The organism is Pseudomonas sp. LBUM1671 (assembly GCF_059695685.1).
This window is the reverse complement of sequence record NZ_CP166782.1, coordinates 2,930,671-2,944,062: the sequence shown is the minus strand read 5'-3', so window position 1 is coordinate 2,944,062 and position 13,392 is coordinate 2,930,671. Positions and strand designations below refer to the sequence as shown.

Annotated in this window: 10 protein-coding genes; 6 read left to right on the top strand and 4 right to left on the bottom strand. The window is 59.4% G+C overall.

Annotation, left to right across the window (positions count from 1 at the left end; all coding sequences use genetic code 11):
• Positions 1-11: 11 nt before the first annotated feature.
• On the bottom strand, positions 12-1,103 hold the full coding sequence (locus ACA060_RS13590) for a polyamine ABC transporter substrate-binding protein (protein WP_497317868.1): 1,092 nt from the start codon (positions 1,101-1,103) through the stop codon (positions 12-14).
• Positions 1,104-1,204: 101 nt separating this feature from the next.
• Between ACA060_RS13590 and ACA060_RS13585 the strand changes: the two genes are divergently transcribed.
• From ACA060_RS13585 to ACA060_RS13575, 3 genes are all read left to right on the top strand, one after another.
• Complete coding sequence (locus ACA060_RS13585) at positions 1,205-2,098, top strand: LysR family transcriptional regulator (protein ID WP_497317866.1); 894 nt, start codon at positions 1,205-1,207, stop codon at positions 2,096-2,098.
• Between the two features lie 228 nt (positions 2,099-2,326).
• Positions 2,327-3,799 (top strand): nucleobase:cation symporter-2 family protein, encoded by a 1,473-nt coding sequence (locus ACA060_RS13580; protein ID WP_497317864.1) that lies wholly within the window; start codon positions 2,327-2,329, stop codon positions 3,797-3,799.
• A gap of 58 nt (positions 3,800-3,857) precedes the next feature.
• On the top strand, positions 3,858-4,328 hold the full coding sequence (locus ACA060_RS13575) for an LEA/WHy family protein (protein ID WP_109630839.1): 471 nt from the start codon (positions 3,858-3,860) through the stop codon (positions 4,326-4,328).
• 193 nt (positions 4,329-4,521) lie between these two features.
• Here ACA060_RS13575 and ACA060_RS13570 read toward each other — a convergent pair whose 3' ends face one another.
• On the bottom strand, positions 4,522-5,463 hold the full coding sequence (locus tag ACA060_RS13570; RefSeq protein ID WP_497317862.1) for a carbon-nitrogen hydrolase family protein: 942 nt from the start codon (positions 5,461-5,463) through the stop codon (positions 4,522-4,524).
• 85 nt (positions 5,464-5,548) lie between these two features.
• On the opposite strand from ACA060_RS13570, the gene ACA060_RS13565 reads away from it, so the two are divergent.
• Complete coding sequence (locus ACA060_RS13565) at positions 5,549-6,457, top strand: LysR family transcriptional regulator (RefSeq protein WP_497317860.1); 909 nt, start codon at positions 5,549-5,551, stop codon at positions 6,455-6,457.
• An 8-nt stretch (positions 6,458-6,465) separates the two neighbouring features.
• Here ACA060_RS13565 and ACA060_RS13560 read toward each other — a convergent pair whose 3' ends face one another.
• The gene (locus tag ACA060_RS13560) at positions 6,466-6,717 is read right to left on the bottom strand and encodes a hypothetical protein (RefSeq protein ID WP_010460650.1); all 252 of its coding nucleotides are present in this window, start codon (positions 6,715-6,717) and stop codon (positions 6,466-6,468) included.
• Positions 6,718-6,883: 166 nt separating this feature from the next.
• Here ACA060_RS13560 and ACA060_RS13555 point away from each other — a divergent pair, with 166 nt between their 5' ends.
• Positions 6,884-7,201: an ElaB/YgaM/YqjD family protein gene (locus ACA060_RS13555; protein ID WP_109630828.1), complete on the top strand. Its 318-nt coding sequence runs from the start codon at positions 6,884-6,886 to the stop codon at positions 7,199-7,201.
• 79 nt (positions 7,202-7,280) lie between these two features.
• Here ACA060_RS13555 and ACA060_RS13550 read toward each other — a convergent pair whose 3' ends face one another.
• A complete protein-coding gene (locus ACA060_RS13550) occupies positions 7,281-8,321 on the bottom strand; it encodes an Ldh family oxidoreductase (protein ID WP_497317858.1) in 1,041 nt (346 codons plus the stop codon).
• Between the two features lie 228 nt (positions 8,322-8,549).
• Between ACA060_RS13550 and ACA060_RS13545 the strand changes: the two genes are divergently transcribed.
• A complete protein-coding gene (locus ACA060_RS13545) occupies positions 8,550-13,370 on the top strand; it encodes a dermonecrotic toxin domain-containing protein (protein ID WP_497317857.1) in 4,821 nt (1,606 codons plus the stop codon).
• Positions 13,371-13,392: the final 22 nt, after the last annotated feature.

The window sequence follows — 13,392 nt, the reverse complement described above, 5'->3', positions numbered from 1 at the left end:
CTCCTTTTTATTTATTGGCGACTACGGAAAGTGGTCCAAAGGCGCGTGCGCGTGCGCATGTCCTTGAGGCTCATGCTGCGGTCGGCGTATAGCCGTTCGCGGGTGTCGGCCAAGGGGTAGATGTCCGGGTCGGTGCGCACGGCTTCATCCACCAGCGGCGTCGCTGCCTGGTTGGCCGTGGCAAAGAACAGCGTGTTGGTCAGCGCCGCCACGGATTCGGGGCGCAGCATGAATTCGATGAACGCCCGGGCTGCCTCGGGGTGCGGCGCGTCCTTGGGAATCGCCAGGTTGTCCTGCCAGACCAGCGTGCCTTCCTTGGGAATCCGGTAGGCCACCTCGAACGGTTTATTGGCCTTGCGCGTCTGGTCGGCGGCCATGCTGGCGTCGCCGTTATAGGTCAAGGCCAGGCACACGCTGCCATTGGCCAGATCGTTGATCTGCCGCCCGGTGGCGACGTACAGCACATTGGGCTGCAGCTGATGCAACAACGCCTCGGCGGCGGTCAGATCGGCCTTGTCGGTGCTGTAGGGATCTTTGCCGAGATAGTGCAACGCCAGGCCGATCACCTCTTGCGGCGAATCGAGAATCGCGATGCCGCAGTCCTTCAGCTGGCTGGCGTATTGCGGCTTGAACAGCAGATCGAGGCTATTGAGAGGGACATCCGGCAAACGTTTTTTCACGGCCTCGACATTCAAGCCCAAACCCAGCGTGCCCCAGGTATACGGCACGCCAAAACGATTGCCGGGGTCGACGGCGGCAAGTTTTTCCAGCAGGTCCGGATCGAGGTTGGCGTAACCCTTGAGTCCGTCGTGAGGAATCTCCTTCAACGCACCGGCCGCCAAACCACGGGCCAATACGCTGGATGACGGCACCACCACGTCATAGCCGCTGCCGCCGGTGAGCAGTTTGGTTTCCAGCACCTCGGACGAATCGAAGGTGTCGTAACGCACGTGAATGCCGGTTTCCTGTTCGAAACGCTGCAAGGTTTCGGGCGCCACGTAATCGGCCCAACTGTAGAGGTTGAGCGTCTTTTCCTCGGCCTGGGCCGACACGGCCATGGCGAGAAACAGCGCGGGCAAACACAGTTTGAATACGGGAGCCATGACGATCACCTGACCAGAGGAAGTGGTTGCAGCGTGCGCGCTCGGATACATTGGCGAAATATCAAGTTTGTTAACCTGACTTTATTGCGGAGCAATGTTTGATGCTCGGTCAACTCCACGACCTCGACCTGCAACTGCTGCGCTTGTTTGTCCGCGTGGTGGAATGCGGCGGGTTCAGCGCGGCGCAAGGTGAACTGGGTTTGAGCCAGTCGAGCATCAGCCAGCAAATGGCCAAACTCGAAACCCGGCTTGGCTACCGCTTGTGCAGTCGCGGCAAGGGTGGATTCAGGATCACGCCCAAGGGCGAACAGTTGCTGAGCGCGACGCGCGGGCTGTTTGAATCCATCGAAGCGTTCCGTCATCAATCCAACGGCGTGGCGGGTCGTTTGATCGGCGAGGTGCGCCTGGGCTTGTCCGAAGCTCTTGATCAATCGGTGCTGCAAAAAGTGGCCGATGCGATCCGGCGTTTTCGTGAACGGGACGAGTCGGTGCGCATCGAGTTGATGAGTGCCATGCCCGGGGAAATGGAACGCCTGCTGTTGCAACAGAGACTGGACCTGGCGATCGGCTATTTCTCCCAGGTACAAAGCGCGTTTGACTACCGCGAACTGTTCAGCGAAACCCAGCACCTGTATTGCGCTCCCGGGCATCCGTTGTTTACCGATGATGCGCCGGATGATCTGGCGTTGCAGGCGTGTGATCGGGTTGATCACCCTTATCGTTTCCTGCGCAGCGACGAGCCGTTTCAAGGCAAATTATGTTCGGCACGGTCCGAGCAGGTCGAAGGTACCCTCGCCTTCATTCTTTCCGGCAAGCACGTCGGGTATTTGCCCGATCATTTCGCCCGTAGCTGGGAAGACAAAGGCTTGCTGCGCGCCGTACGCCGGGATGACCTGAGTTTTGATGTGGCGTTTCACCTGGCGCGCCATCGTGCGCAGGTGCCGGGGGATGCGCAGAAGGCATTTGAAGAAGACCTGCTCGCCGCGTTTGCATGAACACGCACGGACCCTGTGGCGAGGGAGCTTGCTCCCGTTGGGCCGCGAAGCGGACCTCAAATCGGCTGACGCGGTGTTGTGTCTGAATTGCGACTGCTGCGCAGCCGAGCGGGAGCAAGCTCCCTCGCCACAGGTTGCGTGTATCCCGCCGATGTATCGTTTGCCCTCTATGGCCGCTGCTGGCATCCTGCGCCTCCATTTTTTGACCTGGCCCCTGGCGCTTTCCTCGTGACCTCTTCCGAACACGCAAAACCCCAGCCCCGTTCCGACCTGATCTACGGCCTCAACGATCGCCCCCATCTCACCGCCACGGTCTTCGCCGCCCTGCAACACGTACTGGCGAGTTTTGTCGGCATCATCACCCCGACCCTGATCATGGGCGGTGCCCTCGGTCTGCAAAGCGAAGTGCCGTACCTGATCAGCATGGCGCTGTTTGTATCGGGTCTGGGTACGTTTGTTCAGGCGCGGCGCTTCGGCCCGATCGGTTCCGGCCTGTTGTGCCTGCAAGGCACCAGCTTCTCGTTCATCAGCGTGATTCTCAGCGCCGGGTTCATGGTCAAGGCCCGGGGTGGCGGTACCGATGAAATCCTTTCGACGATCTTCGGTGTGTGCTTTTTCGCCGCGTTCATCGAAGTGGTATTGAGCCAGTTCATTGGCAAGCTGCGGATGCTGATCACGCCCGTGGTGACCGGCACCATCATTACCCTGATGGGCCTGTCGCTGATCAAGGTCGCCATGACCGACATCGCCGGCGGCTTCGGCGCAGCGGACCTTGGCGCGGCAAGTCATCTGGCGTTGGCGGCGCTGGTGCTCGGCACGATCGTGGTGTTGAACCGGGTCGATGTGCCGTTCCTGCGCCTGGGGGCAATCGTCATTGGCCTGACGTTGGGTTATGTCGTCGCATGGCTGATGGGCGACGTCAATTTCGCCAGCCTGCCCGACGTGCCGCTGATGAGTGTGCCGGTGCCGTTCAAGTACGGCTTCAATTTCGATTGGGTGGCGTTTGTGCCGGTGGCGGTGATTTTCCTGGTGTCGCCGTTGGAAGCCGCTGGCGACCTGACCGCCAACTCGATGATTTCCCGGCAGCCGGTCAAGGGCCCGATTTACATCCGCCGGATCAAATCCGGCCTGCTGGCTGACGGCCTGAACTCGGCCATGGCGGCAGTGTTCAACAGCATGCCGATGGTGACCTTCGCCCAGAATAATGGCGTGATCCAGTTGACGGGCGTGGCCAGCCGCTACGTGGCGTTTTTCATCGCCGGTCTGTTGGTGCTGTTGGGACTGTTCCCGATGATCGGCGCGGTGCTGCAATTGATGCCCAAACCGGTGCTCGGCGGCGCCGAGCTGGTGATGTTCGGCACCGTGGCGGTGGCCGGGATCAAGATCCTCGCCGAAGCCGGTTTGCATCGGCGCAACATGCTGATCGTGGCGATTTCCATCGGCATGGGCCTGGGTGTCGCGGCGGTGCCGGAAGTGTTGCGCGAGCTGCCGAAGGCGCTGCACAACATCTTCGAATCGCCAATCACCGTCGGGGCGTTGTGCGCTATCGTGCTGAACATCTTCCTGCCCGAGGAGTTCATCGAGCTGGAAGAGGACGATTTCGACCCGGAAGCTTCGATCCTGCAGGTCATGGAAAACCCCGATGTCCCGGCCAAGGGTGAACCCGCACGCACTCAAGCGGTCGCACAGTTGAACCGCTAGAAAGGCTCAAGGGCTGAGCCTGTGGCGGTTCAGCCCTTTTCTTTATGAGAGCGTCTACATGCGCAGCGTCCACGCCGTCATCCTTTCCCTGCTGTTGCTCTCCCTGAGTGCCTGCGCCCTCTTCCCCCATCGCGACCCGTTGAACATCAATGTGGTCGGCATCGAACCGCTGCAAAGCCAGGACATGGAAGTGCGCTTTGCCGTGAAGATCCGCGTGCAAAATCCCAATGAAACACCAATCGACTACAACGGCGTGGCGCTGGACCTGGAGGTCAATGGCCAGCCGCTGGCTTCCGGAGTCAGTGATCAGTCGGGCTCGATTGCACGCTTTTCCGAAACCGTGCTGAGCGTGCCGGTGAGCGTTTCGGCGTTCTCGGTGATACGCCAGACATTGGGGCTGAGCCAGACGCAAACGCTGAACAACCTGCCCTACGTGCTGCGCGGCAAACTGGCGGGTGGTTTGTTTGGCACGATGCGTTTTGTGGACACCGGCAAACTGAGCCTGGGGTCTACGACCGGCACGCGGTAAAACCGACGATAAATATCCCCTGTGGGAGCGCCCGTGGCGAGGGGATTTATCCCCGTTCGGCTGCGAAGCAGTCGTCAATCCAGACAAACCGACCTGTCTGAACAAACGCGGGGGCCGCTTCGCGACCCAACGGGGATAAATCCCCTCACCACAGGTTTCGTGCTCGCCTGAAGATGGTATTGAGTGAACAACATCAGCTTTCACGGGTGGGATATGCGGTGAAGCGGACCCCAGGCTTGGAACATTCGTCAACGGTCAGCTCAAACACATCCGGGCGCGCGTAGTGACCGACCACATCAAAGTCGTACCGCGCGCGGATCAGGTCGTCGGTGTCGATCTCAGCGGTGAGCAACCCCGCCCCGTCACGCAGCGGCCCCGCCAGAATGTCGCCCATGGGGCCGACGATCACGCTGCCGCCGGCAATCAGCGGCCGATCCGCCGGCCAGTTGGCGATCTCCACGCCCAAGGCCTGCGGTGAGTCCTGGACCTGACACGCGCTGACCACGAAGCAGCGTCCTTCATGGGCGATGTGGCGCATGCTGACCTGCCACATTTCCCGCTCATCCACCGTCGGCGCGCACCAGACCTCGATGCCTTTGGCGTACATCGCGGTGCGCAGCAGCGGCATCATGTTTTCCCAGCACACCACCGCGCCGATTCGCCCGACCTGGCTGTCGATCACCGGCAGCGTCGAGCCATCGCCCTTGCCCCAGATCAGACGCTCAGTGCCGGTCGGCATCAGCTTGCGGTGTTTGGCGACCAGCCCGGCCTGCGGATCGAACAGCAGTGCCGTGCAATGCAACGTGCTGCCGGCGCGCTCGATGACGCCGATCACCAGATTGGCCCCGGTGCGGGCCGACAATCCGGCCAGCGCTTCAGTCTCGGCGCCGGGCACGTCGATGGCGTTGGCAAAATAGCGGGCAAAGGCTTCACGACCTTCCGGCAACCGGTAGCCCAGCTGAGTGCCAAAGCCCTCTCCCTTGGGGTAACCCCCCAGCAACGCTTCGGGCATGACCACCAGCGCGGCACCAGATTCGATAATCGCGTTTTCCCACGCAAGGATCTGTTCAAGGGTCTCGGCCTTGCCGCCGGGCAAGGCGCCGATTTGCAACGCTGCAACAATGGACTTGGTCATGTCTGTCACTCCGAAAGCAATGAGGTGTTGCTCATTCTCAGGCGCCACCGGATCATCAATAAAGCCCGATTCACTGCTGAATGATATGAACCTTATGAATATCGTGACCGTTGACCTCAACCTGCTCAAAGTCTTCGAAGCGCTGCATGAAGAGTCCAGCGCCAGCCGTGCGGCGTTGCGCCTGGGCGTCACGCAATCGGCCGTCAGCGCGGCGCTGCGACGGTTGCGCGAGCTGTATGGCGATCAGCTGTTCGTGCGCACCGGCCGAGGCCTGGCGCCGACGCTCAGGGCCAACCAGTTGAAACCGGTGGTGAGCGACGCGCTGAACAAATGCCGGCAGAGCCTGGCGATGGTCGATCCGGCGGCCAATCATTACGACGGACGTTCGGTCACGGTGGGGTTGTCGGATGATTTCGAGATCGCCTACGGTCGGCGGTTGATCGAGGCCATTGCCCTAAGCGCGCCGAAATTACGCCTGATCTTTCGGCAGACGCACAGTCAGATCGTCGCTCAGGCATTGATGGAGCGCAGTATTGATCTGGCAATCACCGCGGGCGGTTTCACCGAGCGATTGCTCAGCCGCCAAGTGCTGGGGGAAGGCGGTTATCTGTGCCTGGTGGATCCGCTCAGCCTGGCACCGGGGCAACAGGCAATCAGCCTTGAAGAGTTTGTGGCCCGCGAGCACATTCTGGTGTCATCGGGCGGTTTTATCGGGATCACCGATGGGGGCTTGGCAGCGTTGGGGCTGAATCGGCGGGTGTGCGCCTCGACCACGCACTTTGCAGCATTGCCACACCTGCTCAAGGGCAGTCAGGCGGTGGCGACCATTCCGGCCCACTCGGCCAAAAGCATTGCGGCGCTCTGCGGACTGGCGCTGCTGCCCTGCCCTCTGGCCTTGCCACGCTACCCGATCGAACTGGGCTGGCGTACCAGCACGCAACTCGATCCGGTGGTGTTGAAAGTGCGCGAGGCCATTGTCGCGAGTTTTGCCTGAGGCCGGTCTTACTTGGCGGCCATCAAACGGTTCACTTCACTGCGCACCATGTTCGCGAATTCCGGCGGTGACATGGCGTCAAGTTCGGCACGAACCCATTCCGCCCATTTGCCTTTGCGCTTGGCCCGCTCGCCAAACAACCGCGCGGCTTCGCCCTTGGATTTGCCAAGGTTGCTTTGCCAGAGGTCGAACAGACGGGATTTCTCATCTTCAAGCGCTGCGCGCTCAGCCAGGGGTTTGTCGGCCAGATTGAAGCTCATGGGGAGTTACCTGCTGCGTAAAAATAGGCGCCATCTTACACTGTAGGACGAAATGTCTGACTCGGGATTTTTCCTCGACTCACAGTCAGTGCGCAAATTCACTGCAACTTTTTCGGTTGCCGCAGACTCCATTGTTCACTGCCCATTTACCTGCAAGGAGTACCCAATGGCCCGGAAAACAGCCACACAAGTCGCCAATGACCAGATCAAGGATCAGGCATTCAGCGAACTTCAATCCTTGATCGAAGAGTCGGAAAAACTGCTGAAAAGCAGCGCTTCATTAGTGGGTGAGGAAGCAGAGACCCTTCGTGGGCAAATCGCCCAGAAACTCCAGCAGGCCCGGGATTCGGTCACCAGTGTTCGCGACCGCACCAAACCGGTAGTCGACGCGACCGAGACCTACATCGGTGGTCATCCATGGCAAACCGTCGCCATCTCAGCCGGTTTCGGCCTGGTGGTCGGGTTGTTGCTGGGCCGCCGTTAAACGGTCCCGCTTCAATAGCCACACTGCAAAAAGGCGAGCATTGCGCTCGCCTTTTTCTTGTCCGCGTTTTGCTCCGGGTTCAGAGCCCTGCCAGTGCTCGCAAATTCGCCAACGTCTGGGCATCCAGTTGAATGCCTTGGGCATTCGACTTGATTCGCTGGTGATGACGTCGATCACCCGGCAGGCGTTTGAGCCCCACGCTGTGCATCTGACGAACCAGTTCCTGGCTGCGCTCGGCAAAATTCTGCCCGGCCGCCTTGCTCGGATCGATCACGATCAGCAATTGCCCGGTCCACGGCGTCTTGGCTCCCGGATGGTTCTTCCAGTCGAACTCGAAGGAGAAATTGCCGCCGGTCAGTGCCGCCGCCAACAATTCGACCATCATCGACAGCGCTGAACCTTTGTGCCCACCGAACGGCAGCAACGCGCCACCCTCCAGAATCGCCTTCGGATCCTGAGTCGGCTGACCAAGGCCGTCCACGCCCATGCCCGCCGGCAGGCGCTCACCTTTTTGCGCGGCAATCTGCACATCGCCATGGGCAATGGCGCTGGTGGCCAGGTCAAAGACAATCGGTTCACCGTCAGCCCGGGGCGCGGCGAAGGCAATCGGGTTGGTGCCGAACAACGGCCGGTCGGCGCCGTGTGGCACCACGCACGTCATGCTGTTGACCACGCTCAACGCCACCAGCCCTTCATAGGCAAACGGCTCGACATCCGGCCACAGTGCCGCGAAATGGTGGGAGTTACGAATTGCCAACACCGCAATCCCGGCGCTGCGGGCTTTTTCCACCAACAGTGCACGGGCCGCCGCCAGCGCGGGTTGGGCAAAACCGTTAGCCGCGTCGACCCGGACAAACCCCGATGCAACATCCTCGACCACCGGCACGGCCTGGCCATTGACCCAGCCACTCTTGAGCGTCGAGACATAACCTGGAATACGAAACACGCCATGGCTGTGGGCGCCATCGCGTTCAGCACCGGCGCAATTCAGCGCCAGGGTCTTGGCGACATCGGCGGAGGTACCGTGGCGCAGAAAAATTTGCTCAAGCAATAGAACGAGCGCGTCGAAATCGAGCGAGGGGGTGGTCGAACTGACGGCCACTTCGGGCGTTGCGGTCATCTGAAGCTCCAGTTTTATTATTGAATACGGGCACCAGGGGAAACGAGGTTGCATGGCAACCAACAGCAGACGTCGATTAAGCGCTGTTGTACCGGCGTCCTGTCAAGTCTCGAGCGCTTGCTTTTCTCAAGCAATATGTACCGCACCGACGCCTTCCAATGACCGTAGTGTTTTTTCCCGAACTGACGACCCGCGACCAACCGCCGGTCGTAACACTGAGGAAAACACATGACTGATCCCGCCCTGCCGTATTTTTTTGACGAAGCAGAACGTGCCTCCAAGGCTAAACAGCCTGGGGATCGCGAGAAAGCGTTGACGTTCTCGATGGATGATCTGAAGTGGCTGAATAACGTGTACCTGGCCACCCACATCGCCCGCATCATGCAAAAAGACCCGATGATCGCCTGTCAGCTGTTGCTGCGGGTGACGGGCACCCCGGATATCCCCTTGGCTGGAACCTTCGCCATGAGTCGACCCGACGACGGCGAAGTCACGCTCTACACGCCATGGAAAGGCCTGATCAAATTCGCCGACATGGACGACCTCAAAAGCTGGCTCAAGGAGTGGCTGGCGCAGACCATCGGCAAGCGCGAGCTGCTGCGATTTCTCTCCATCGAGCAACGCAGCGCCTTGCCCGCCGCCTCCCTACCCGACATTGCAACGGAAGACATCAAAGGCGCGGTCTTCCAGGACCAACAGCTCATCCTCGACCGCAATCAGGCGCAAAACATCACGACGATGATGGCTGAACTGGTCAAGACGCCGACCCTGCAATCGATGCTCGACGACGCCCTCAGGAATGCGTTGGAAATACCCTTCCCCAAACTGGACCAGCGCCTGACGCGCCTCAAGAGTTATGTCAGGACGATCTCAGCCTTCGACGACGGTGAAGACCAGCATACGACTTCCTCGCACTCACTGAGCGATGCGCTGTTGCACTTTTACCTGACCCATCACTGGCCTGCGGGTGATTCCAGGGTTTTTTCCAACCCCGAACACGGCGTGAGCAGCGACGCCGACAACCAGGCCTGGGAGAACGCGATAAAAGAGATCGCGCACAGCTTTACGCCCCATCTGCAAAGCCTGCTCGGCACATTCTGGAATACGGCCATGAGCAACGGGCTGTCACGGCTGGAATTCTTCACCGAGTGCCTGCGCGACACCTTCCACATGAGACTGCTCAACCAGCGTCAACAAGGGACGTTGACGACGCAGGAATACCTGCGACTGATGAATGTCAGCCTGACGCCTGACAGAAGAGACCCGCTTCGTATCGAAAAGGTACGTGTCACCGCGCCCCTCAAGCATTTCGCCGAGCTGGCCTCGACGTTGATGATCGGGAGCGTCAACACCCTGGGCTTTCTGTACACCCCATCCAGAGGTATCGAGGCGACGAGCAATCTGCCAGCCATCAAGAAAAGCGTGCTGCAGATGATGAAAAGCGAAGGACATGACGACACGTTATTCAATTTCATGTCGTTGAACGAACGCGAGACCTTTCTTGCGTTCGAGCCAGATGAGCGCGTGATTGAAGGCAAAACGATCGTCGGCCCGGTGTTCAAACAATTGATGGCCGACATCCTGATCAAACAGCGGGATAACCTGAGCCATGCGTTGGGCCTGTACCGCGAAAGTGAAGGCACGCTAAACCCCTATGCCTTGATTGATAAGGCGCTGGACGTCCGGGGATTGATTGATGACCGACTGCTGACCAGCGACGCCGGGGGGCGCTGGAGTACCCGGGTCGACCATCGCCGGAGCGCGCGACCGGCTACTGTGCGCGCCGAGTCGGCCAAAGCCGAACTGGCACTGCTTGATACCGTTGAGCAGGCGCTTGATCAGCGCCTTGAAAACCACCCGGCCATTCCCGCAACGACCAGCACGCTGACCGAGGCGCTGAACCTCGTCAGCTCATCGGTGGCGAGCCTGCAATCGAGTTTTACGCATACCTTGTCAACGGCCTTGCGCAGCGAACTGAAGCTGCGAGCTGTCACCCGCACGCTGGGGCAGACGGAACAGGCCATCGTCAGTACCGTGCTCGATTCCCCGGTACACCTGCAACGCGCGGCATTAAACGGTTTCTTGCCCGATGTCTTCTCCCTGGCATTAAAGGCCGGCGCTGGGACAGACGTGCTGAAACTGGCCAGTTGTTTTTTGCTGACTGAGCGAGGTGGCCTGGACCCTGTGCATTCGGGCAAAGCGATCTTGTGGACACCTGCGTTCGGATTCGAAGCGTTCAAGGCTCTGACGCCGCTGCTGGACGAACTCGATCGACGTCTCAAAGACGATGATCAGCGGACAACCCTTTTAGAGAACCTTGGCCGCAGCGAGCGCTTGCCGGGAGCGACTTACACGCTGGCGCCGCTGCAACGGATCTTTGGCCATTTTCTCGATTACCTGCAAAAACCCTATGTCTGTCTGGACGAAACGATGGTCGGCCGCGCGCTCGCCACGAAGCTCCCCGCCACGCCACTCGCCAGCCTTCTGAATCTGGTGGGACTACGCGAACCCCAGACAGGACTACGCCGCGCCAGGGACATTGCCCAGTCTCTGACGACCCGGCAAATACTGCCGGCGTGGCTGGCAAAAGCGCCGATCAAAGACTTGATTCTGCATGGCGAACTGCTGCAGCAATACCTCGATAACGTCAAAGACGACCGGGACTACCTGGCCGGTATTCCGTCACTGCGCCGTACGGCTCACGATGAACTTGAGAAACAGCTCAAGGCAGACACATTCAACATCGATCCGGATCAAGTCCAGGTCCGTATCAACGCACGCCCAGGCGCTGCGGTCAGGCCGCAAATCCTGACCGATTTTGCGTTGAATCACCTTGAGGATCTGGATAAGGCCCATTTCAAACTGGTGTCGCTGGATGCCACTGTGATTCCTGAGGATATGGACGAAAGCTACATCAAAGACCTGATACGCAGCCTGAAACCGGGCGAGCATCAACAAAAGATCTTGAGTGACGCCCTCGCAGACACGGAGGCAAACGCGGGGCGCAGGAAACGGTTCTACACCCAATTACCGTGGCAACTGATGCACTACGCCCACTCGGAAAAACTCCAGGAGCGTCTGAGCGAGACGGGGTTTGACCTGATCCGGCAAGTCATGGACATGCCCGACGCCATCGCCCGTGCGGCAATCGAGGGTGCGAACGCGATCATTCGTCCGCTGGAGTTTCTGGGTATCGGGAACGGGCAGTCGATCAAAGTGCCTGGCGTTTATCTGATCGGTTCCAAGGCCGATAGCAAGGCACCACACGTGCTTGTCGCGCCTCACAGCCCGCAGCACGGGGTCAAAGAATACGCCAACGAAACACACTTGCTGACGGAACTGAAGAACCAGGGCGGATTGTTGGATTGGGTACTCATCAACCTCCCACAGCCTGACCGCACGCATGTGCAATACCGGATGATGACCACCAGCCCCCAGTTGACGCCGGTCACACTGGCGTCCAATCCGGTCAAAGGTAATCTGTTCAAGCATTTGTTCAATGACAATGCCGCGCTATTGGGGCGATTGCTCGGTTTTCAGTCGGATAACCAGAAGCAAGGCGAATGGGCAACCATCAAGCATGTGCTGGGCGAAGATGTGCACGAAGCCTTTTCGTTCTGCATGGGCAAACTCGCTTACCCCCTTACGGTGTGGCGCAGTTATCGCGATATCAAGCAGTCCGCCGAGGACCTCCAGATGCACAAATGGGGCGCGGCGATCAGCGCGTTTATCAGCGGCATTTCACAATTGGCCTCGTTACGCCTATCGCTGGGAGATGAACCGCAGCAACCTTCGTCGCCAGTCGCGCCGGCGACGCAACCCCCAGACACCCGAGTCAAGTGGCAGAACGTCGATATAACGGCACCGGAACGCACTCGCCTGCAGCGTCATGAAAGCCTCGAAGCCGACCTTGGGTCGCTGACACACGACTCTACGCTTGGGCTCTACACGCACCCGACAACCAAAAAGCGCTTCGGGGCAGTCGAGGGCAAAGTCTATCCCGTCGCCAAACATGGCACCCGCTGGCGCATCAGCGACGGAAAAAAAAGGGGGCCTCGACTGCGCCAGAATGTCGCGAAACAATGGATGCTGGACAGGCAATCGTCGGCAGAACGGCCCGGCCTCGTCAAACGGCTGGAAACGGCCCTGACGGTTTGGGAGGGCATGAATGTCGACGCCAATGGCATGCACCGGATCCGCCAGCTGTTTCCGAAGAAGGCGCGTCAGATTGATTCCGCGCTGGACCTGGCGACCACCTATGCCTGGAATGCGTTTCGGAATCTGGAATTGCTCAAATCGACCGATGGAACAGTCACTCCCGCACATCAGCTCATCATGGATTTTATCGACGTGCCGTCGGTGTCAGCGGCCCAGTTGGAAAAACTTGAAAACGTGGTGGGCGATATTTTTGCAGCGTTGCTGGATCCCTCGCTCAGGAAGCCCAAATCGAAGCGTTTTGTGGTGGGCAGGCTGATCGAAGGGGCGGAACATACGTTCGGCTTTACCGTTCCAACGGATGTAAAACAAAGGATCTATCTGGCAGAAAAATTCTTCGCCCCCGGATTCAATCATTACCGCGAGCATCTTTCCGACACTGCCTTCCCTATCAGTACCCATGCCCGAGCGACGACGCTGATTCATGAGCTCGCCCACACTGCCTGCAAGGCCTCGGATATTTCGTACCTTGATTCCGGCAGACCTTTTCCCGATCTGATCGGAACAGCGACCCTGACCGCCAGCGCTCTGAAAAAAGCATTACGCGAACTGCAAAGCACCGCACTGTCGCTGAAGACCCCTCTTACCCGGTTGTTTATGGTCCAGGATCCGGATACCGAGGTGTGGGAGGACCTGGGCAGCACTTCCGGTGAAGATACCGATAGTGTGAGAGAGCATATCCTGGCCTTGACCGGCGCAGAAAACCTGAGCGGTGCCCGCCACACATTCAGAAAAGACCCGATGGCCAGGCTGTCGGTCCAACTTGCAAACGCCGACAGCGTAGCCTGGCTGATCAGTCATCTGGGCCGTCAACTGCACGTCAGCACGCCCTGATGTCAAAAATAATTCCCATTTG

Coding starts and splice junctions, on each gene's coding strand:
- ACA060_RS13545 (WP_497317857.1), top strand. CDS start 8,550: ATGACTGATCCCGCCCTGCCGTATTTTTTTGACGAAGCAGAACGTGCC.
- ACA060_RS13570 (WP_497317862.1), bottom strand. CDS start 5,463: ATGACCAAGTCCATTGTTGCAGCGTTGCAAATCGGCGCCTTGCCCGGC.
- ACA060_RS13550 (WP_497317858.1), bottom strand. CDS start 8,321: ATGACCGCAACGCCCGAAGTGGCCGTCAGTTCGACCACCCCCTCGCTC.
- ACA060_RS13590 (WP_497317868.1), bottom strand. CDS start 1,103: ATGGCTCCCGTATTCAAACTGTGTTTGCCCGCGCTGTTTCTCGCCATG.
- ACA060_RS13585 (WP_497317866.1), top strand. CDS start 1,205: ATGCTCGGTCAACTCCACGACCTCGACCTGCAACTGCTGCGCTTGTTT.
- ACA060_RS13565 (WP_497317860.1), top strand. CDS start 5,549: ATGAACCTTATGAATATCGTGACCGTTGACCTCAACCTGCTCAAAGTC.
- ACA060_RS13555 (WP_109630828.1), top strand. CDS start 6,884: ATGGCCCGGAAAACAGCCACACAAGTCGCCAATGACCAGATCAAGGAT.
- ACA060_RS13560 (WP_010460650.1), bottom strand. CDS start 6,717: ATGAGCTTCAATCTGGCCGACAAACCCCTGGCTGAGCGCGCAGCGCTT.
- ACA060_RS13575 (WP_109630839.1), top strand. CDS start 3,858: ATGCGCAGCGTCCACGCCGTCATCCTTTCCCTGCTGTTGCTCTCCCTG.